This window comes from Enterobacter sp. 61D5 (genome assembly GCF_034107965.1).
Classification (GTDB): domain Bacteria; phylum Pseudomonadota; class Gammaproteobacteria; order Enterobacterales; family Enterobacteriaceae; genus Enterobacter; species Enterobacter cloacae_M.
Genome location: NZ_JAWNFK010000003.1, coordinates 102,778 through 123,377, shown reverse-complemented (window position 1 = coordinate 123,377; position 20,600 = coordinate 102,778). Strand labels below are relative to the sequence as shown.

The following is a 20,600-nucleotide window of genomic DNA, read 5'->3' as shown; positions in this document are numbered from 1 at the left end:
GTTATCCTTCTTCGCTCAACAGCAGTTCGTTAAGCTCTTCGAGAACGCGCTCTGGCGTAATGTCGATCAGGCTCTGATGGTAGCCTTCTGCGGCATCGCCCTTGCGAACTTTATGGTAGCCCGTGATCAGGCGGATGACGCGCGCTTTATGAGAAAGCGGGGGCGTGAAGTCCGGGCTACTTGGGCCATACAGCGCCACCAGCGGGCGGTTGAGCGCGGCAGCGACGTGCATCAGGCCCGAATCGTTACTGACCACAGCCTTACAGGCGGCAATCAGAATAACCGCCTGTTCAAGCTGCGTTTCTCCCGCCAGGTTGCGGCACCAGGCCTGCTGTTCATTACTGAGCGTCGCGAGAATTTCGTTGCCTGCCTCGTGGTCCTTTGCCGAACCGAACAGGACAATCTGGTAGCCTTCGTCAATCAGCTGTTTCGCCAGCTCCGCATAGTGGTAGTGCGGCCAGCGTTTTGCCGGCCCGAACTCTGCACCGGGGCAGAAGCCAATCATCGGGCGTTCAGACGAAAGACCAAACGCGTTACAGGTCTGGGATTTTTCACCGTCGTTGACCTGAAGCTGTGGCCAGAGCAGCGGCTGCGGCAGATCTTTCGCACTGCGCATCACGCCTTTGTCGTAGGCCAGCGCCACATAGCGCTCCACCATCAGCGGCCATGCCTCTTTATCCAGCACCCGCGCATCGTTCAGCAGGCCGTAGCGCATTTCACCGCGCCAGCCGGTGCGATGTGGAATACCCGCAAAAAAAGGCACCAGGGCGGATTTAAAGGAGTTTGGCAGGACATACGCCCGATCGTAGCGCTTCTCGCGCAGGCTATGGCCGAGTTTACGGCGTTCGCCAATTTCCAGCGCCCCGTGGCCAAGCGGCATCGGGATCGCCTCGTTCACTTCCGGCATACGCGACAACAGCGGACGGCACCATGCGGGTGCCATCACGTCGATTATCGCCTGGGGATAACGCGCCTTGAGCGTGCGATAGAGACTTTGCGACATCATCATGTCGCCCACCCATGACGGGCCGATCACCAGAATCTTCATACTTACGCGTCGCGGTTCAGCCAGGCCATATATTCCGTTACGCCTTCGGCAACGGTCTTGAACGGCTTGTCGTAGCCTGCGGCGCGCAGGTTGGTCAGATCGGCCTGGGTGAACGCCTGATAACGGCCTTTCAGCTTGTCAGGGAACGGAATGTACTCGATGCTGCCTTTTTTGTGATACGCCAGCGTTGCGTCAGCCACGGCCTGGAAGGACTCCGCGCGGCCGGTACCCAGGTTGAAGATGCCGGATACGCCGTTTTCCCAGAACCACAGGTTCACTGCGGCAACGTCGCCCACGTAAACGAAGTCGCGCTTAAAGCCGTCGCTGCCTTCGAACAGTTTCGGGCTTTCACCGTTATTCAACTGGGTGTTCAGGTGGAACGCCACGCTCGCCATGCTGCCTTTGTGGCCTTCGCGCGGTCCGTAGACGTTGAAATAACGGAAGCCGACGATCTGCGAGTTCGCTTCTGGCAGCACCTGACGCACGTACTCGTCGAACAGGAATTTGGAGTAACCGTAGACGTTCAGCGGCTGCTCGTACTCGCGAGATTCGATGAAGTCAGAGGTGCGGCCGCCGTAGGTTGCCGCGGAAGAGGCATACAGGAACGGAATTTCACGCTCCAGGCAGTAGTGCAGGATCTCTTTGGAGTACTGATAGTTGTTGTCCATCATGTACTTACCGTCCCACTCGGTGGTGGAAGAGCACGCACCTTCGTGGAAGATGGCTTCGATCTCGCCGAACTCTTCGCCTGCCATAATCTGGATAAGGAAGTCTTCTTTATCCATGTAGTCAGCGATGTTCAGATCCACCAGGTTGACGAACTTGGTGCCGTCTTTCAGGTTGTCAACCACCAGGATGTCGGTGATGCCTTTGTCATTGAGAGCCTTAACAATATTGCTGCCGATAAAGCCCGCGCCGCCGGTAACGATGATCATAACTGTAACCTTTGAAGTGTGGAGCCCGGGGACAATCCCGGACGCTAATGTCTCTATCATATCATTAGTATGGCTGCCCTTCAGCCATTCACCTTCACAGCGCAGGGGTACGCGTGATTTATGCTGCAAAAACGACAAGAGATGACGTGTCATCTCGTCATGAACTATAGGTTTGGGTAATATGTCCCGAAATTTGCCGAGTCTGGAGAATTGCAATGCGTGGTGATTTTTACAAACAGTTAAACAGCGACCTCGAGACCGCACGTGCGGAAGGGTTGTTCAAGGAAGAGCGTATTATCACGTCTGCCCAGCAGGCGGACATCACCGTTGCCGACGGCAGCCATGTGATCAACTTTTGTGCGAACAACTATTTAGGTCTTGCGAATCACCCTGAGCTGATTGCCGCTGCAAAAAACGGCATGGACACCCACGGTTTCGGCATGGCCTCCGTACGCTTTATCTGCGGTACGCAGGACAGCCACAAGCAGCTTGAGCAAAAGCTGGCGAGCTTCCTCGGAATGGAAGACGCGATTCTGTACTCCTCCTGCTTTGACGCCAACGGCGGTCTGTTTGAGACCCTGCTTGGAGCAGAAGATGCCATTATCTCCGACGCCCTGAACCACGCCTCCATCATCGACGGCGTACGCCTGTGTAAAGCGAAGCGTTTCCGCTACGCCAACAACGACATGGTCGAGCTGGAAGCGCGCCTGAAAGAGGCTCGTGAAGCGGGTGCTCGCCACGTGCTGATCGCCACCGACGGCGTGTTCTCCATGGACGGCGTGATCGCCAACCTGAAGGGCGTTTGCGACCTGGCGGATAAATACGACGCGCTGGTGATGGTTGATGACTCTCACGCGGTCGGTTTTGTCGGCGAAAACGGCCGCGGTTCCCACGAATACTGTGACGTGATGGGCCGCGTGGACATCATCACCGGTACGCTGGGCAAAGCGCTCGGCGGCGCGTCCGGCGGCTATACCGCCGCGCGTAAAGAGGTGGTCGAGTGGCTGCGTCAGCGCTCCCGCCCGTATCTGTTCTCCAACTCCCTGGCGCCGGCGATTGTTTCTGCCTCCATCAAAGTGCTGGAGATGGTGGAGTCCGGCGCTGAGCTGCGCGACCGCCTGTGGTCCAACGCCCGTCTGTTCCGTGAAAAAATGAGCGCCGCAGGGTTTACCCTGGCCGGTGCTGACCACGCGATCATTCCGGTGATGCTGGGCGATGCGGTCGTCGCGCAGCAATTTGCCCGCGAGCTGCAGAAAGAAGGGATTTACGTCACCGGGTTCTTCTTCCCGGTGGTGCCAAAAGGTCAGGCGCGTATCCGCACCCAGATGTCTGCGGCGCATACGCCTGAACAAATTGAACGTGCGGTGGAAGCCTTTACCCGCATCGGCAAACAGCTGGGCGTAATTGCCTGAGGACGTGTGATGAAAGCGTTATCCAAACTGAAAGCGGAAGAAGGGATTTGGATGACCGACGTGCCGGAGCCGGAAGTCGGTCATAACGATCTGCTGATCAAAATTCGTAAAACCGCCATCTGCGGTACTGACGTTCACATCTACAACTGGGACCAGTGGTCGCAGAAAACCATTCCGGTACCGATGGTTGTCGGTCACGAATATGTCGGTGAAGTGGTGGGTATCGGCCAGGAAGTGAAAGGCTTCCAAATTGGCGATCGCGTCTCCGGTGAAGGCCATATTACCTGCGGCCACTGCCGTAACTGCCGCGGCGGGCGTACTCACCTGTGCCGTAATACCATTGGCGTGGGCGTAAACCGCCCGGGCTGCTTCGCGGAATACCTGGTGATCCCGGCGTTTAACGCGTTCAAAATCCCGGACAATATCTCTGACGATCTGGCCTCCATCTTCGACCCGTTCGGCAACGCGGTGCACACGGCGCTCTCCTTCGACCTGGTCGGTGAAGACGTGCTGGTCTCCGGCGCGGGCCCAATCGGCATTATGGCGGCAGCGGTGGCGAAGCACGTGGGCGCGCGCAACGTTGTGATCACCGACGTGAACGAATACCGTCTGTCGCTGGCGCGCAAAATGGGCGTCACCCGTGCGGTAGATGTCTCGAAAGAGAGCCTGACCGACGTGATGGAAGAGCTGGGCATGACCGAAGGTTTTGACGTTGGCCTGGAGATGTCCGGCGCGCCGCCGGCGTTCCGCACCATGCTCGACACCATGAATCACGGTGGCCGTATCGCGATGCTGGGTATTCCGCCGTCAGACATGTCTATCGACTGGAACAAAGTCATCTTCAAGGGGCTGTTCATCAAGGGCATCTATGGCCGCGAGATGTTCGAGACCTGGTACAAGATGGCAGCGCTGATCCAGTCCGGTCTGGATCTGTCCCCGATTATTACTCACCGCTTCTCCATCGATGAGTTCCAGCAGGGCTTCGACGCTATGCGTTCCGGCCAGTCAGGGAAAGTGATCCTGAGCTGGGATAAGTAATCAAAAAGGGGCCTGAGGCCCCTTTTTTCATTGATTCTTTTTCTCTTCGTCCGTCAGGTAACGCACCTTGCGGGTGTAGTCCTGGCCTTTGAACAGCAGTTTGTTATCCGGCGATTCAAGATACTTCTGCCATTCGGAGAGAGGGAAGCCGCCGTGCGCGCCAATCACCTCTTTCGGTACAACGGCTTCCTGACCACCGATCTTCTTGGAGACCGGCCAGTTCATCCAGTCGCCCAGGTTAACCGTTTTTAGATCCAGCATGTCCAGCAGCGCGGCGAGGGGCAGCTGATCGGTCGGCGGCTGCGTGTCGTCCATCAGCTCCCAGGTATCCTGGAACAGCGTCAGCCACAGCGGGCAGATACGGCGCCAGGTTTTTTTTGTTGCCGCGAGAAACGCGCCGTTAACGTGATCGACCAGATACGGGCGCACCGTCTCCTTGTAATATGCCGGCACTTTCTCCGCTGGCGCACCGTCCAGCTTGGCAATCATTTTGCCCTGACGGAAGCTGGAGTAGATATGCATATCGGCCATGTTGATCTCAGGCATTTTCAGCAGGTTGAGATCGGAATCGATCATCAATACGCCTTCACCGCGCGCCTGCAGCGGGGCGTTAAGCTTCACCAGACGGCTGAGGTAGATCTGCTTATAGCGGTAACCTTCCTCACGAACCGGAAGGTTAAGCGTCACTACGCGTGTTTTCGGCGGCAGTACCCCAAAGGCGGATTCAGGCTGATCGCTGACGATGACGATTTCGCTCACCCCGGTGGCATAGCGTTCCGCGAAGGTGGCAGAGAGTAATGCTTCTTCGACGAAATCTGCGCCGGTACACGGAATCACAATAGAATCCACCGCAGCAAGCGCGCCCGTCACGGGCAGAGAGCTGTAAGGAATGTTGTGTCGCCCGGTGATATGACGATAGCGAGCATTAAGAAATTTAAACATAGTTATCTCGTTTGGTTAGTGCGCGCCAAGCACGGCTTCGACACCGCTGACATAGTTTTCGATGGCATAGGTATGACAGACGTTCTGGTATGCGGCCGCAGCCAGTCGAGCCCGCAGGTCCGCATCTGACCAGATATTGTCCAAATGCTGTGCAAGCTGTGAAACATCGCTCCAGGGGAATAGCAGCCCTGTCGAATCATGATTAATCAATTCCGCCGTGCCGGTCACCTGAGAGCCAATCACGGGGATATTGAGAAGCATCGCTTCCAGCACCACGCGCGGCAGCCCTTCGCTTTTTGAGGCGAGAATAAAGGCGTCAAACGTAGCGAGGTAATCAAAGGGGGTATTCTGAAAACCGGTGAAGATGACGCGGGATTCAATTCCCAGCGCTCGGGCCTGTTCCGCTAAAGCGCGGCGTTCGGCACCTTCGCCGACCAGCACCATTTTCCATTTCGCCTGGGGATGCTTCTGGCTGAACTGTGCCAGCGCCTCCAGCGTGTGGTGGTTGGCTTTGCGAGGGATTAACGACCCGATACTGCCGAACACAAACGTGTCGTCATCAATGTTCAGGCGCTGGCGCATCGCGCGTCGGTCAGGTAAAGGCTGGTGGATGTCGATGGCATTATTGACCGTCGTACACAGTTCGGGCCGGACGCCATGCTCTAGCAACACGCGTTCAACGCCGTGCGAGACCGCGATGATTTTTGTGGCATGGGCATTCACCAGTTTCACCAGCGGTGGGGTCAAAACAGGTTCAATGCGGCAGTGCTGGATCAACCGCGCCTGCAGGTTCGCTGCCGCCAGATAGCCTTCCTCGTTTGAGCCCGGCTGGTTATTCATATAGAGCGTATCGAAACCGCCCTGCGTGAAAAGGGTTTCGATTTTGCTGACGTTAGGCCTGATGCGCCACATGATATCCACATGACGTGTAAATGCCTTGCGGGCGCCGCGTGAGAAAAACAGCAGGCTACGTCCCGCTTCCTTCAGCAATTTGGCCCAGACCGGCTGCTGGCGTTGAGGGATCACGATGAGTGGGATGCCGATGCCGTTGAGCACCTGGCCAATCGTCTCACCTTCAGCACGACTATAATCACTGTAAAAACAACAGGTAATATCGAATTTATCGCGATTAATTCGCTTCAGGAGCTCAAGCATACTGTTGGTGCCTCCCCCCCATTCTTTACCCGTATCCAGGAGGAGAATTTTACTTTTGTGCGGCATGTCTGAATCCGTGTGCTACCCTTCAACTGACTGCATTATAAAGAATCTGTTGAAATAAAATAGATTTTTCTATTTTATTGCGCTTCAGGATTAGACAACATTTCAAACGTGCTTATTTGAAAAGTGTGATTCAGGACTTTAATCGTCTCTACTCATTTATATAGTATTAATAATATTAATTTAGGCTGCTATTGAAAGTGGGAAAATGTTTAAAATAACGGTCTGCTTATTAACGTTTAATTCTGAAAGATTATTGCACGATGTTATCCCGCCTCTTTTGGAAATAGCGGATGAAATTGTCGTGGTCGATTCTGGCAGTACGGACAAAACACGATATATTTGTGAAAGCTTTGGCCTGCAACCCGTCTATAAAAAATTTGGCTGGCATGGCGAGCAGATGAACTATGCCATATCCTTAGCCAGCCATGACTGGGTCCTGTGCATCGACAGCGACGAAATTCTTGACCGGGAAACGGTTAATGCCGTTTTAACTTTAAAAGCGGGCGATGAGCCAGAGCCGGGAATGGCATGGCAAATTTGCCGCCACTGGTTTGTTCTGGGTGAGGAAGTCCGGACGATTTATCCTGTTTCATCTCCCGATTATCCTGTGCGTCTTTTTAACCGTAACCAGTCCCGGTTTAATAACCGACCGGTAGACGATCAGGTCGAAGGTTTTCTCCATTGTGAACGTATTCCGGGTTATGTAAAACATGATACGTTTCCCACGCTGCATGAGCTTTTTAACAAATTAAATTGTTATACAACCCGCCTGGTTCAATATCAAAAAATACGGCCCTCAATTGGGCGCGGCGTAATCAGCGCCATCGGGGCTTTTTTCAAATGGTATCTGTTTAGCGGTGCCTGGCGTAAGGGCAAAGTGGGGGTGGCAACGGGACTGTATGCCACAGCCTATAGCTTTTTGAAGTATTTCAAATCCTGGTATCAGCATCAGGAAAAAAAAGAGCCCGTTGCTAACGAGCAGACGGACTCTCAGATTGCGAAATAAGCGTCAGGCTTTCTTACCCCATCCCTGCCACTGCTGCTGGACGTATTTCACCAGCGTACTGTTACTGATGCTGTCTCCGATGACGGAGAAGAAGCGGGTTGCATAGACCGGTTCAAGCGGTTGCTTAGGTACACAGCGCTTCACGCCGCGGAACGGATTGCGCGGCGCTGTCGGGACAGGCTGCGCAGAATTTGGTGTAGAGGTATCCACCTGCGGCTCGTTCAGCAGATCGCTCGGACGCACCAGCGTGATATCGGCAGGCAAGGTCGGCAGCATCTGCTGCAGAACGCGAACGGTAGACGGGTGTGGGTGACCGATGGCGATGGCTGAGCCATTGCGGCGAGCCAGCTGTACCGCTCGATTAAACTGCATGCGGATATCGGCTTCGTTCTGGGTATCATCCAGGAACACCTTGCGCTTAATCACCTTTACGCCCGTTCCCTGAGCGGCACGCATTGCCTGGCTGTTGCCGATGGTCATGCTGTCGAGGAAGTAGAGGTTGTAACGCTCCAGAGCCTGCATCACTTTGAGCATCCCGTACAGGCTTGAGGTCATCGCGCTGCCCATATGGTTGTTCAGCCCTACGGCATACGGCACTTTGTTGTAGGCGTCGCGGATGATGCGCTCGATCTCCTCGCTGCTCATATCCGGGCGCAGAGTGTCTTTTTCCAGCGGCTGCTTGCTGAGCGGGGCCATCGGCAGGTGGATCAGCACCTGATGACCGCTGTTATGGGCTTTGGTCGCCATCTCACGCGCGTGGGGCGCATTTGGAAGAACGGCGACAGAGATGGCCGACGGCATCGCCAGCACCTGATTTTCATAGTGTGGACGATAACCGAAGTCATCAATCACGATAGCGAGTTTACCTGCGTATACCGGTGCAGCCAGCGCCAGCGCGCTGACGACGGAGAAAACCATTCGACGAAATTGAAGCAAAACTTATCTTCCCAACCACGGCTGTGGATTGACCGCCTGACCCTGGCGACGAATTTCGAAATAGAGTGACGGGCGGCCCTGACCGCCACTGCTGCCCACAAGGGCGATGGGTTGGCCTGCGCGCACCTGCGTGCCGACGCTGACCAGCGCGCTCTGGTTGTAGCCGTAAAGACTCATATCACCTTTACCGTGTTCAACCACCACCACCAGTCCGTAACCCTGCAGCCAGTCGGCCAGAATCACGCGGCCATCGGCAATGGCTTTTACTTCGCTACCTTCAGACGCACCGATAACTATCCCTTTCCAACGTAGCTCACCCTGCAGCTGTTCGCCATAGCGATGCAGAATTGAACCGCGAACGGGCCAGAAAGCCTGACCGCGAGGAGAACCCAAACCGCCGGTACGCGACATCAGGGAACGTTCGCTCTCGCTTGGCTTGTAGGTAGTGCCTTTGCGGGACGCTTCCTGCTGCTTGTCGCGAACGGCCTGCGCCTCGCGAGCCTCTTTTTCGGCGCGCGCTTTCGCCGCCGCTTCCGCACGAGCGATGCTGTTACGCAGTTTTGATTCGTTGGCGCGCATTTCGCTTAGCTGGCTCTGACCTTCCTGAATGGAGGATTCAAGGCCGGAAAGGGTTTTCTTACGCTCGTTGCGAGCCTGCTCAAGCTTCGCCTGCTGGGCCTGCTGATCGTAGAGCAGCGTCTGCTGCTGGCTCTGCTTCTCTTCCAGCTCGGCTTTTTGCGTGGAGACCTCTTCGCGCGTCTGCTTCAGCTGCGCGATCGTCTCCTGACGCGCCTGGTTGAGATAGCCAAAGTAGGCCTGCAGGCGCTGGCCGCGCTGGCTCTCTTCGCCGCTGAGGATCAGCTGGAGTCCGGTATGTTCACCCTGGCGGAATGCGGCATCAAGCTGTGCAGCAAGATTGCGCTCCTGCGCATCACGCTGGCGCTCGAGTTTGGCAATCGACGCGTTCATCTCGTCGATCTGTTTATTCAACTGGGCGAGGGTGTTTTGCGTTTCACGGAGTTTACGCGTGGCGGCGGAGATCGCCTCTTCCTGCTGCTTAAGCTGGGCGAGCAGAGCGGAGCGCTGCTGCTGCTGCTGGCGTACCGCACGCTCTTTGGCGGCGATATCGGCCTGAATAGATTTCAGCTGGTCGCGGTCATCCGCGTGGGCGGATGCGGCGCACAGCAATACGCCAGCGCTGAGTGCGCTGGCGTAAAACAGAGGTCTGACTGATAACCTAAGCGGCTTCACGACCCATGTGATTGAAAAAATCGCCTTTCCCCTCATGGGGAGCGATTATTCCACGATGAACAGCGGCTTACCAGTCATCTCTTCAGGGATCGGCATACCCATTAGCGACAGCATGGTTGGCGCGATGTCAGAAAGCTTGCCGCCTTCCACTGCTTTCAGTGATTTATCACCCACATAAATCAGCGGAACAGGCAGGTTGGTATGGGCCGTGTGCGCCTGGCCAGTCGCCGGGTCGCGCATCTGTTCAGCGTTACCGTGGTCAGCGGTGATCAGCAGCTGGCCGCCAACGGATTCAACCGCTTTCGCTACCTGCTCAACGCAGTGGTCCAGCGCTTCAACCGCTTTCACTGCCGCTTCCATCACCCCGGTATGCCCAACCATGTCGCCGTTCGGGTAGTTACAGATGATGGTGTCGTACTTACCGCTCTTGATGGCCGCAACCAGTTTTTCCGTCAATTCTGCAGAGCTCATTTCTGGCTGCAGATCGTAGGTAGCGACTTTCGGGGAGTTGATCAGAATGCGGTCTTCGCCTTTGAACGGCTCTTCAACGCCGCCGTTAAAGAAGAAGGTGACGTGTGCGTACTTCTCGGTTTCGGAGATACGCAGCTGCGTTTTGTCGTTCTTCGCCATCCACTCGCCAAAGGTATTTGCCAGAGATGCTGGCGGATACGCGCAAGGCGCTTTGATGTCTGCGGCGTATTCAGTCAGCTGGATGAAGTCCAGTTTTACCACTTTCTTACGGGCAAAACCGTCGAAGTCGCTGTTGACGAAGGCACGGGTGATTTCACGCGCGCGGTCAGCGCGGAAGTTCATGAAGATCAGCGCGTCACCATCTTCCATGGCGGCGTCGGCCTGGCCTTCAGCGCGGATCACGGACGCTTTCACGAATTCGTCGTTTTCATCACGTGCATAGGCCGCTTCCAGCGCTTCAACGGCGGTCGCGAACTGGAATTCACCTATTGCCAGGGTCATCAGGTCATAGGCCTGTTCAACGCGATCCCAGCGGTTGTCGCGGTCCATAGCGTAGTAACGGCCAATGATGGACGCTACGCGGCCTTTACCCAGCGCGGCGAATTTCTCTTCGAAGGCTTGCAGAGAGCCTTTTGCACTGCGTGGTGGCGTATCGCGTCCGTCCAGGAAGGCGTGCAGATAGATTTTTTCCGCACCGCGCTCGGCGGCCAGTTCAACCATCGCCATGATGTGATCTTCGTGGCTGTGAACGCCGCCAGCAGAGAGCAGTCCCATGATGTGTACGGCCTTGCCAGCGGCAACGGCTTTATCGACCGCGCCAGACAGCGTTGGGTTGGAGAAGAAGGTGCGTTCTTTGATTTCAACGTCCAGACGCGTCAGATCCTGATACACAATACGCCCGGCGCCCAGGTTTACGTGACCGACTTCGGAGTTGCCCATCTGGCGGTCCGGCAGGCCTACTTCCAGGCCAGACGCGTCAATCAGCGTATGCGGACGTTTCGCCCACAGGGCATCCATGACCGGGGTTTTGGCGTTGAAAATAGCGTTATCCTGGCTATCTTCACGGTAGCCATAGCCATCCAGAATCACCAGTACCATAGGTTTTTTAGAAACCGACATTGCGACAACCTCATGCTCAAGAGTCAAAATTTGCGTAATTTTACTACAGCTGAATCGATCAAATAGCCGCAGAAGATCAAAGAAAGCGCAGGGGCAAGATGTTCACCAGACCATTTTGAGGCATTTTTTTAGGTGGCATGCCGCAGAAAATGGATTAGGTTATGGTCGTTGGCTGTATTTGCCAGAACTCACAGGTATACTCCTGTCCTGGTTTTTTTTATCACTTAGTCGGGAGTAGTTACCCTCCATGCAAGAAATTATGCAATTCGTTAGCCGCCATCCGGTTCTGAGCATCGCGTGGATTGGCCTGCTGGCTGCTGTGCTGTTCACCACATTTAAGAGCCTGACGTCTAAAATTAAGGTTATCACCCGTGGTGAAGCGACGCGTCTGATCAACAAAGAAGATGCCGTCGTGGTCGATCTGCGCCAGCGTGACGATTTCCGTAAAGGTCACATTGCGGGCGCAATCAACCTGTTGCCAGCTGAAATCAAAGCGAACAACGTCGGTGAGCTTGAGAAACACAAAACCCAGCCGATTATCGTTGTCGATGCGACCGGCATGCAGGCACAGGAATCTGCCAGCGCGCTTCATAAAGCAGGCTTCGAAAACGTAACGGTACTGAAAGAAGGTATTTCCGGCTGGAGCGGGGAAAATCTTCCTTTGGTACGCGGTAAATAAGGAGTTCAGTCATGGCCAATATTGAGATCTATACCAAAGCGACGTGCCCGTTCTGTCATCGTGCGAAAGCGCTGCTGAACAGCAAAGGCGTCACGTTCCAGGAACTGCCAATTGACGGTGACGCGATTAAACGCGAAGAGATGATCAAACGTAGTGGTCGTACGACGGTTCCGCAGATTTTTATTGATGCGCAGCACATTGGCGGCTGTGATGACTTGTATGCGCTCGACGCCCGTGGTGGACTCGATCCGCTGCTGAGCTAAGAGACTTTAGGACAATTAAAAAGGGTATTTCCATGTCAGAACAAAACAACACCGAAATGACTTTCCAGATCCAGCGTATCTACACCAAGGACGTCTCTTTCGAAGCGCCAAATGCGCCGCATGTTTTCCAGAAAGATTGGCAGCCAGAGGTTAAACTTGATCTGGATACCGCATCTACCCAACTGGCAGATGACGTGTATGAAGTCGTGCTGCGTGTGACCGTTACCGCGTCTCTGGGCGAAGAAACTGCATTCCTGTGTGAAGTTCAGCAGGGCGGCATCTTCTCTATCGGCGGTATCGAAGGCAACCAGATGGCGCATTGCCTGGGTGCGTACTGCCCGAACATTCTGTTCCCGTATGCGCGTGAATGCATCACCAGCCTGGTTTCTCGCGGTACATTCCCGCAACTGAACCTTGCGCCAGTGAACTTTGATGCGCTGTTCATGAACTATCTGCAGCAGCAAGCTGGCGAAGGTGCTGAACAACATCAGGATGCCTGATGAGCACTGTTAATGCGTCAATGACTGTGATCGGTGCCGGCTCATACGGCACCGCTCTTGCCATCACGCTGGCAAGAAATGGTCACGAAGTGGTTCTCTGGGGCCACGACCCAAAACATATCGCAACGCTGCAACGCGACCGTTGTAATGTGGCGTTTCTTCCGGACGTTCCATTCCCCGACTCCCTGCACCTTGAAAGCGACCTTGCGACCGCGCTGGCGGCCAGCCGCAACATTCTGATTGTGGTTCCGAGCCATGTATTTGGCGACGTGCTCCGTCAGATTAAGCCGCTGATGCGCCCGGATGCGCGCATTGTCTGGGCGACAAAAGGACTGGAAGCCGAAACCGGACGCCTGCTGCAGGACGTTGCCCGCGAAGCGCTGGGTGATGCGATCCCGCTGGCGGTCATCTCCGGCCCGACCTTTGCCAAAGAGCTGGCCGCTGGCCTGCCGACGGCGATTTCGCTGGCCTCCACCGATCAGGCCTTCTCCGACGACCTTCAACAGCTGCTGCACTGCGGCAAGAGCTTCCGCGTCTACAGCAACCCCGATTTTATCGGCGTGCAGCTGGGCGGTGCGGTGAAGAACGTGATTGCGATTGGCGCCGGGATGTCAGACGGCATTGGTTTTGGTGCCAATGCGCGTACGGCGCTGATCACCCGAGGGCTGACCGAAATGTCCCGCCTGGGCGAAGCGCTGGGTGCCGATCCGGCCACCTTTATGGGGATGGCTGGCCTGGGCGACCTGGTGCTGACCTGTACCGACAATCAGTCTCGTAACCGCCGCTTTGGCATGATGCTCGGGCAGGGCAGCGATGTTAAAGACGCGCAGGAGAAGATTGGTCAGGTAGTTGAAGGCTACCGCAATACCAAAGAAGTCCGCGAGTTGGCGCACCGTTTCGGTGTCGAAATGCCAATAACCGAGGAAATTTATCAGGTATTGTATTGCGGAAAAAATGCGCGCGAGGCAGCATTGACCTTATTAGGTCGTGCGCGCAAGGACGAGCGCAGCAGTAACTAGTCGGAACCGTTGTCACCTGAATGACCCAGCCAGCGCAGAACTGGCTGGTCATTAGCTATCGTCTGGAGTAAGCAATGCCGTGTGAAGAACTGGATATCGTCTGGAACAATATTAAAGCCGAAGCCCGGGCGCTGGCCGACTGCGAGCCTATGCTGGCCAGTTTCTACCACGCGACGCTACTCAAGCACGAAAATCTCGGCAGCGCGCTGAGCTATATGCTCGCCAACAAGCTGGCTTCCTCGATCATGCCAGCTATCGCGATTCGTGAAGTGGTGGAAGAGGCTTACGCTGCAGACCCGGAAATGATCGCCTCTGCCGCCTGCGATATTCAGGCCGTGCGCACGCGTGACCCGGCGGTCGATAAATATTCTACGCCGCTGCTGTACCTGAAAGGCTTCCACGCCCTGCAGGCTTACCGCATCGGCCACTGGCTGTGGAATGAAGGCCGCCGCGCGCTGGCGATCTTCCTGCAAAACCAGGTTTCTGTGACGTTCCAGGTCGATATTCATCCGGCGGCAAAGATTGGCCGTGGGATCATGCTTGACCACGCCACCGGGATTGTCGTCGGGGAAACGGCGGTGATTGAAGATGACGTCTCGATCCTGCAGTCGGTTACCCTGGGCGGTACCGGTAAAACCAGCGGCGATCGCCATCCGAAAATCCGTGAAGGGGTAATGATTGGCGCGGGTGCCAAAATCCTCGGCAATATCGAAGTCGGGCGCGGTGCGAAGATCGGCGCAGGCTCCGTGGTGCTCCAGCCCGTGCCGCCGCATACCACCGCCGCTGGCGTACCGGCGCGCATCGTCGGTAAACCAGACAGCGATAAGCCTTCCATGGACATGGATCAGCACTTCAACGGCATTCACCATACGTTCGAGTATGGTGACGGCATTTAACTTCTGAGAATGGCGCCCGGATACCCCAGCTGGCGCCATGCTTCATACACCACCACCGACACCGCGTTCGACAGGTTCATGCTGCGGCTGTCCGGCATCATCGGAATACGGATTTTCTGCTCAGCGGGCAGGGCATCCAGAATCGTGGCCGGCAGGCCGCGGGTTTCCGGACCAAACATCAGATAGTCACCGTCCTGATAGCTCACGGCGCTATGCGCTGGCGTGCCTTTGGTGGTCAGGGCGAACATGCGCTGCGGCTTTTCGGCTTCCAGAAACGCGGCGTAATCGTGATGGCGAACGACGGCGGTAAATTCATGATAATCCAGCCCTGCGCGACGCAGACGTTTGTCGTCCCACGTAAAGCCCATCGGCTCAATGATATGCAGACGAAAACCGGTGTTGGCACACAGGCGGATAATATTGCCGGTATTCGGCGGAATTTCTGGTTCGAATAAAACGATGTTAAGCATGCTGCCCCCTTAATTGCGGGGGCAGAATAGCAGAAAAGAGAGCTACTACGCGACGCCGGGTTCCTGCGAGCGGCTGTACAGCATTTTGTAGACGGTTGCCGCAGCGGCCACCAGAGCGGGCACGCTGAGGATCATTAAAATACTGTCTGCCTGCCACTGCATAGAGAGAAGCTGGGCGCTGGTCATGGTTCCCGCTACGCCGCCAAAGCGGCCGATCCCCTGCATCCAGGCGATGCCCGTCGCGCGGCACTCGGTAGGGTAAAAGGTGGCGGCCAGGGTTTGCATGCCCGATTGCGCGCCGTTCATCGCGACCCCCATCAGGAAAATCAGCCCGCCAAACAGGGCGATATGGTTATGCTCAATACCCAGTAAAAGAATAAGGCCCATTGTCAGCACGAAACCACACGCGACAACTTTATGCGCTTCCCAGCGGTCCATCATCCAGCCCGCGAGCAGAATGCCTGCGGTACCGCCGAAGGTGAACAGCGAGGTGAGCCAGGCGGATTCCGCCAGCGCATAGCCCATCCCCTGCATCAGCGTCGGCATCCAGCTAAGCAGAACGTAGTAAATGACCAGGCCCATAAAATAGGTCACCCACAGCATCAGGGTGCCGGGCAGCCAGGGCATGGAAAACAGCTGCGACACGCTCCCTTTTTTAGAGGCGACTTTCTCCTCCGCCAGGAAAAAGCCCGTGACGCTATCCAGCGTGCTGCGGGCGAACCGGCTGGCGATACGGCGGACCTGCATGACGTCCTTCCCGCGCTGCACCAGAAACTTCACGGACTCCGGTAAAAACAGCGCCAGCAGCAGCGTTAAAACCAGCGGCGCAATTGCCCCGGTCAGCAGCACGCTTCGCCAGCCGTGATGGGGGATAAGCCAGGAAGAGATCGCGCCGCCGCCCGCCGCACCCAGAGGGAAGCCGCAGTACATGGTATTGATCGCCATGGCGCGACAGCGCTGGGGGGCAAACTCGGAGATCAGCGTGATGGCGTTAGGCATTGCGGCGCCGAGCCCCAGTCCCGTCAGAAAGCGCCACAGCGTCAGGGTATTCAGACTTTGTGCCCAGGCCGTCCCCAGGCTCGCAAGGCCGAAGAACAGGCACGAAAAGACCAGCACGCGCTTGCGCCCCATCCGGTCCGATACCGGACCGGCAACCAGCGCGCCCAGCGACAGCCCCAGCAGCGCCGCACTCAGCACCGGCCCCAGATCCTGTTTGTGTATTCCCCATTCTGCCGACAGCGTAGGCGCGATGTAACCCATCGCTGCCGTATCAAAACCATCGATCGCCAGAACCAGAAAGCCCAGCACAATGAGCAGCCAGTGAAACCCTGAAAAGGGACTCTCATCGATCACCTGCTGAATATCCACCTTACCTGAATATGCCATACGCTCCACTCCGATTTGATGTTGTTTTTGTGTTCTTGTATTTGCTTGTCTATACAATTGCGGACGGCAGGTGGATGTCAAATTTTCTTATCCAATATGTTATCTGGATGTTATTTTTGGCGTAAAAAAACGCCCGAGGGGGAAATCGGGCGCGTGAGAAAGGTGTATTAACGGAGGAGAATTTACGCCGCGTTTCCCTGAGCAAGTGGCGCCAGCGCCGCCGGTAATTTGCTTAACTCCTGCACCAGAGAATCTCTGCTGATTTCACCGATCGTTTTCGCTCCTGTCAGCGTCATCGCCACCTTCATCTCTTTTTCGATCAGGTTGAGCAGATTCGCCACGCCTGCCTGGCCCGCCGTCGCCAGCGCATACAGATACGCGCGTCCCAGCAGCACGCTGTCGGCGCCCAGCGCAATCATGCGCACCACGTCCAGCCCGTTGCGGATGCCGCTGTCGGCCAGGATCGCAATATCGCCTTTCACCGCATCGGCGATGGCCGGCAGAGCGCGTGCGGAAGAGAGCACCCCGTCAAGCTGGCGTCCGCCGTGGTTAGAGACCACAATCCCGTCTGCGCCAAAGCGGACCGCATCGCGGGCATCTTCCGGATCGAGGATCCCTTTGATCACCATCGGGCCGTCCCAGAACTCGCGGATCCACTCCAGGTCTTTCCACGAGATTGACGGATCGAAGTTGTTCGCCAGCCAGCCAATGTAATCCTCCAGCCCGGTCGGTTTACCGAGGTATGCCGAGATATTGCCCAGATCGTGCGGACGACCGTTCAGGCCGACATCCCACGCCCACTGCGGATGGGTCATGGCCTGCCAGTAGCGGCGTAACGCAGCATTCGGGCCGCTCATGCCGGAGTGGGCATCACGATAGCGCGCCCCTGGCGTTGGCATATCGACGGTAAAGACCAGCGTCGAGCAGCCCGCCGCTTTGGCGCGCTCGAGCGCGTTGCGCATAAAGCCGCGATCGCGCAGGACGTACAGCTGGAACCACATTGGCCGCTTGATGGTCGGGGCGACCTCTTCAATCGGACAAACCGAGACGGTAGAGAGGGTAAACGGAATGCCTTTGGCATCCGCCGCCGCGGCCGCCTGCACTTCGCCACGGCGGGCATACATGCCGCACAGGCCCACAGGCGCGAGCGCGACGGGCATGGAAAGCGTTTCGTTAAACAGTTTTGTCTCAAGGCTCAGGTCAGACATATTCTTCAGCACGCGCTGGCGCAGAGCCACCTCCGACAGATCTTCCACGTTGCGGCGCAGGGTGTATTCGGCATACGCCCCGCCGTCGATATAGTGGAACAGGAACGGGGGCAAAATGCGCTGCGCCGCGGCGCGATAGTCACTGGCTGCTGAAATGATCATGCTTTGTTCTCCCTGGAAATATCACTGTCGCCAGGCAGACGGGTAATACGCGCCTGTCGGGCCTGGTCTTCATCGAATCGTTTAATGGTGGTGTGCACGAAACCGAGATGCGCCATCATCGCTTTGCGCGCGGCCTCGGCATCACCGGCCAGAATGGCGTTGAGCACCGCCTCGTGCTGTTCGGTCAGCTGGGCAAACACCGGCGGAACCAGATACATGCGCTGGCGGCTCTGCTTCACGGAGGATTGCAGCAGGTCGAAGAACCCGCGCATGGTCTGAAGCAGCACCACGTTGTGTGACGCCTCGGCAATCGCCAGGTGAAAACGGACGTCCGCCTGGGAGGCGATATCCGGGTCGCTGCTTTGCGTGGCCTCAAAGCAGGCGATGAGTTTCTCTTTGTCAGCGTCGGTTGCCCGCATGGCCGCGTGCCAGGCGGTACTGGTTTCGATGGCGTGACGCGCTTCAAGGATGTCGAAGCTGTAGTCCGGGTCGTTCTCCATCAGCGTCTTCAGCGGCTGCACGATGTTTTGCTCGGACCAGTCGTCATGCTGCCAGCGCACAAAGGTACCGCCGCCACGACGGCTCAGCAGCACCCCTTCGCTAACCAGCGTCGCCAGCGCCTCGCGCAGTGAATTGCGCGACACGCCAAGCTGGGCGGCGAGCTGGCGTTCGGCGGGCAACTTCATGCCCGCTTCCAGCTGTTGTTCTTCTATCAGCGCCCGCACGCGAGAGGCAATCTCGTCGGACAGGCGTCTGGGCATCACTATCATGGGATCATCCAGGTTAAGACATAGGCCTGCAGGGTGGTGATCACCCCGACCATGCAGGTGAATATCAGGCTGTGTTTCACGGTAAAGCGGAACAGATCCGACTCTTTACCCACCAGTCCCACCGCCGCACAGGCAATGGCGATGGATTGTGGAGAGATCATTTTCCCGGTCACGCCGCCGGTGGTATTCGCGGCCACCAGCAGGACGTCCGACACGCCAATCTGCTGGGCTGCTGTTGCCTGCAGTGCGGCAAACAGGGCGTTAGACGAGGTATCGGAACCGGTCAGGAACACCCCCAGCCAGCCGAGGAACGGCGAGAAGAAGGTAAAGGCGTGGCTGGTATGGGCCAGCGCCAGTGCCAGCGTCGACGACAGGCCGGAGTAGTTCGAGATAAACGCGAACGCCAGCACCATGCCGATGGAGTAAATCGGCAACATCAGCTCTTTAACGGTCGCCGCAAAGGTCTGTACCGCAGCCGCAGGCTTCATGCGCAGCCACACTACGGAAAGGATAGCGGCAAACAGGATGGCGGTACCGGTGGCGGAGAACCAGTCGAATTTATAGACCGCGGCATACGGCGTGGCGGCGTGTACCACCGGCGGCATACGGGCGACCATCTTGTCGAGGAACGGCACGGAGATATTAATCACCATGTCGTACAGCGCACCGCCCGGCGCGAACAGGGCTTTAAACGGCGGGATGCTCCACAGGGTGACCGTTGCGGTCAGGAACAGGAACGGCGACCAGGCGCGGATCACCTGTCCTGCCGTATAGCCCGTACGGGCCAGGGTTTGATCAACCTGCGAGGCGCCCATGTCGGCGAAGCGGAAAATACGGACCGGCTGCCAGCGTTTCAGGAACAGCGTCAGACAGACAAGAGAGACCAGCGAAGAGATGATGTCCGGCAGCTCCGGGCCGAGGAAGTTTGAGCTGAGGTACTGGGCGATAGCGAACGAACCGCCCGCCACCATCACCGCAGGCCAGGTCTCCTTCACGCCGCGCCAGCCGTCCATAATCGCCATGATCCAGAACAGGACGATAATTGTCAGGAAGGGCAGCTGGCGGCCAACCATCTGGCCGATCTCGAAGCTGTCCAGCCCGGTGACCTGACCCGCCACCAGAATCGGAATGCCCATCGCGCCAAACGCCACCGGCGCGGTGTTCACAATCAGGCAAAGACCCGCGGCATAGAGCGGATTAAAGCCCAGACCCACCAGCAGCGCAGCGGTGATCGCCACCGGCGCGCCAAAGCCTGCCGCACCTTCCAGAAACGCCCCGAAGGAGAAGCCGACAATCAGCATCTGCAGCCGCTGGTCCGGCGTGATGGAGAGGATTGACGAGCGGATAATGTCGAACTGCCCGGTTTTCACCGAGATTTTATAGACAAAGACCGCCGCGATGATGATCCACGCAATCGGCCACAGGCCGTAGAAGAAACCGTAGACGACGGAGGCCAGCGCGCGATCGACCGGCATTTTATAGAAGAACAGCGCCACCATCAGGGCGATAGCAACGGTATACGTCGCGGCGAGGTAGCCCTTCAGCTTGAGCTTAATCAGCGCAAAGAAGAAGAACAGGATCGGAAGCGATGCGATCAGGCTCGACAGCCAGATATTTCCGGCCGGGTCGTAGTTTTGTTGCCAGAGGCTCATGCAGGTCTCCTGGGGACCAGACAGCCTGCGCTGCGGGTGAGTCTCCGCTCAACTCTGCGTCACAGGTTGTGTAAAAGTGGTCCTGCCAATGTTGTGTTGTAGGGTTAATGACAATGAATGGTTAACCAAATGTTATGACCAGGCAATGAGTTTGTGAGCGCAATTAATGGAATTGTGAACCGGGGAAGAAAGAAAAGGGGGATTGGTTGGGCCAAT

General features: G+C 56.8%; 20 protein-coding genes. 8 read left to right on the top strand and 12 right to left on the bottom strand.

Annotation, left to right across the window (positions count from 1 at the left end; genetic code table 11):
* Position 1: 1 nt before the first annotated feature.
* On the bottom strand, positions 2-1,048 hold the full coding sequence (gene rfaF / locus UTM25_RS02165; RefSeq protein ID WP_032661897.1) for an ADP-heptose--LPS heptosyltransferase RfaF: 1,047 nt from the start codon (positions 1,046-1,048) through the stop codon (positions 2-4).
* Between the two features lie 2 nt (positions 1,049-1,050).
* Positions 1,051-1,983, bottom strand: coding sequence for an ADP-glyceromanno-heptose 6-epimerase (gene rfaD, locus UTM25_RS02160; RefSeq protein ID WP_008502707.1), 933 nt, complete (start codon positions 1,981-1,983; stop codon positions 1,051-1,053).
* A gap of 215 nt (positions 1,984-2,198) precedes the next feature.
* Between rfaD and kbl the strand changes: the two genes are divergently transcribed.
* Together kbl and tdh are read left to right on the top strand one after the other, a co-directional pair.
* Positions 2,199-3,395 (top strand): glycine C-acetyltransferase, encoded by a 1,197-nt coding sequence (gene kbl, locus UTM25_RS02155; protein WP_194401533.1) that lies wholly within the window; start codon positions 2,199-2,201, stop codon positions 3,393-3,395.
* A 9-nt stretch (positions 3,396-3,404) separates the two neighbouring features.
* A complete protein-coding gene (tdh, locus tag UTM25_RS02150; protein WP_023309906.1) occupies positions 3,405-4,433 on the top strand; it encodes an L-threonine 3-dehydrogenase in 1,029 nt (342 codons plus the stop codon).
* A 27-nt stretch (positions 4,434-4,460) separates the two neighbouring features.
* Here tdh and UTM25_RS02145 read toward each other — a convergent pair whose 3' ends face one another.
* Both UTM25_RS02145 and UTM25_RS02140 read right to left on the bottom strand, forming a co-directional pair.
* On the bottom strand, positions 4,461-5,375 hold the full coding sequence (locus tag UTM25_RS02145; protein ID WP_032661890.1) for a hypothetical protein: 915 nt from the start codon (positions 5,373-5,375) through the stop codon (positions 4,461-4,463).
* A gap of 15 nt (positions 5,376-5,390) precedes the next feature.
* Positions 5,391-6,596, bottom strand: coding sequence for a glycosyltransferase (locus UTM25_RS02140; protein WP_194401665.1), 1,206 nt, complete (start codon positions 6,594-6,596; stop codon positions 5,391-5,393).
* Positions 6,597-6,801: 205 nt separating this feature from the next.
* Here UTM25_RS02140 and UTM25_RS02135 point away from each other — a divergent pair, with 205 nt between their 5' ends.
* Positions 6,802-7,602, top strand: a complete 801-nt coding sequence (locus UTM25_RS02135; protein ID WP_194401666.1) for a glycosyltransferase family 2 protein — start codon at positions 6,802-6,804, stop codon at positions 7,600-7,602.
* A gap of 3 nt (positions 7,603-7,605) precedes the next feature.
* Here UTM25_RS02135 and UTM25_RS02130 read toward each other — a convergent pair whose 3' ends face one another.
* The 3 genes from UTM25_RS02130 to gpmM are packed head-to-tail and all read right to left on the bottom strand — an operon-like array spanning position 7,606 to position 11,379.
* The gene (locus tag UTM25_RS02130) at positions 7,606-8,538 is read right to left on the bottom strand and encodes a divergent polysaccharide deacetylase family protein (RefSeq protein WP_047059721.1); all 933 of its coding nucleotides are present in this window, start codon (positions 8,536-8,538) and stop codon (positions 7,606-7,608) included.
* Between the two features lie 3 nt (positions 8,539-8,541).
* Positions 8,542-9,801 carry a murein hydrolase activator EnvC gene (envC, locus tag UTM25_RS02125; RefSeq protein WP_229231479.1) on the bottom strand — a complete coding sequence of 420 codons (1,260 nt, stop codon included), beginning with the start codon at positions 9,799-9,801 and terminating at the stop codon, positions 8,542-8,544.
* Positions 9,802-9,834: 33 nt separating this feature from the next.
* Complete coding sequence (gpmM, locus tag UTM25_RS02120; protein ID WP_194401667.1) at positions 9,835-11,379, bottom strand: 2,3-bisphosphoglycerate-independent phosphoglycerate mutase; 1,545 nt, start codon at positions 11,377-11,379, stop codon at positions 9,835-9,837.
* A gap of 247 nt (positions 11,380-11,626) precedes the next feature.
* On the opposite strand from gpmM, the gene UTM25_RS02115 reads away from it, so the two are divergent.
* The 5 genes from UTM25_RS02115 (at position 11,627) to cysE (ending at position 14,736) form a co-directional block, all read left to right on the top strand.
* Positions 11,627-12,058, top strand: coding sequence for a rhodanese-like domain-containing protein (locus tag UTM25_RS02115; protein ID WP_194401668.1), 432 nt, complete (start codon positions 11,627-11,629; stop codon positions 12,056-12,058).
* An 11-nt stretch (positions 12,059-12,069) separates the two neighbouring features.
* Positions 12,070-12,321, top strand: a complete 252-nt coding sequence (gene grxC, locus UTM25_RS02110; protein ID WP_023309914.1) for a glutaredoxin 3 — start codon at positions 12,070-12,072, stop codon at positions 12,319-12,321.
* 32 nt (positions 12,322-12,353) lie between these two features.
* A complete protein-coding gene (secB, locus tag UTM25_RS02105; protein ID WP_003860835.1) occupies positions 12,354-12,821 on the top strand; it encodes a protein-export chaperone SecB in 468 nt (155 codons plus the stop codon).
* A complete protein-coding gene (gene gpsA / locus UTM25_RS02100; protein ID WP_045907901.1) occupies positions 12,821-13,840 on the top strand; it encodes an NAD(P)H-dependent glycerol-3-phosphate dehydrogenase in 1,020 nt (339 codons plus the stop codon). Before secB ends, gpsA begins: the two co-directional genes overlap by 1 nt.
* 74 nt (positions 13,841-13,914) lie before the next feature.
* Positions 13,915-14,736 carry a serine O-acetyltransferase gene (gene cysE, locus UTM25_RS02095; RefSeq protein WP_008502718.1) on the top strand — a complete coding sequence of 274 codons (822 nt, stop codon included), beginning with the start codon at positions 13,915-13,917 and terminating at the stop codon, positions 14,734-14,736.
* On the opposite strand, the gene trmL is transcribed toward cysE, so the two are convergent.
* From trmL to lldP, 5 genes are all read right to left on the bottom strand, one after another.
* Complete coding sequence (trmL, locus tag UTM25_RS02090) at positions 14,733-15,206, bottom strand: tRNA (uridine(34)/cytosine(34)/5-carboxymethylaminomethyluridine(34)-2'-O)-methyltransferase TrmL (RefSeq protein ID WP_006808633.1); 474 nt, start codon at positions 15,204-15,206, stop codon at positions 14,733-14,735. The two genes, cysE and trmL, sit on opposite strands and share 4 nt — an antisense overlap.
* 45 nt (positions 15,207-15,251) lie before the next feature.
* Complete coding sequence (locus UTM25_RS02085) at positions 15,252-16,592, bottom strand: MFS transporter (protein ID WP_194401669.1); 1,341 nt, start codon at positions 16,590-16,592, stop codon at positions 15,252-15,254.
* Positions 16,593-16,774: 182 nt separating this feature from the next.
* Positions 16,775-17,962 carry an FMN-dependent L-lactate dehydrogenase LldD gene (lldD, locus tag UTM25_RS02080; protein ID WP_045400286.1) on the bottom strand — a complete coding sequence of 396 codons (1,188 nt, stop codon included), beginning with the start codon at positions 17,960-17,962 and terminating at the stop codon, positions 16,775-16,777.
* Positions 17,959-18,732 carry a transcriptional regulator LldR gene (lldR, locus tag UTM25_RS02075; protein ID WP_063145474.1) on the bottom strand — a complete coding sequence of 258 codons (774 nt, stop codon included), beginning with the start codon at positions 18,730-18,732 and terminating at the stop codon, positions 17,959-17,961. The genes lldD and lldR overlap by 4 nt, the downstream gene beginning before the upstream one ends.
* On the bottom strand, positions 18,729-20,384 hold the full coding sequence (gene lldP, locus UTM25_RS02070; RefSeq protein ID WP_023309919.1) for an L-lactate permease: 1,656 nt from the start codon (positions 20,382-20,384) through the stop codon (positions 18,729-18,731). Before lldP ends, lldR begins: the two co-directional genes overlap by 4 nt.
* Positions 20,385-20,600 lie beyond the last annotated feature (216 nt).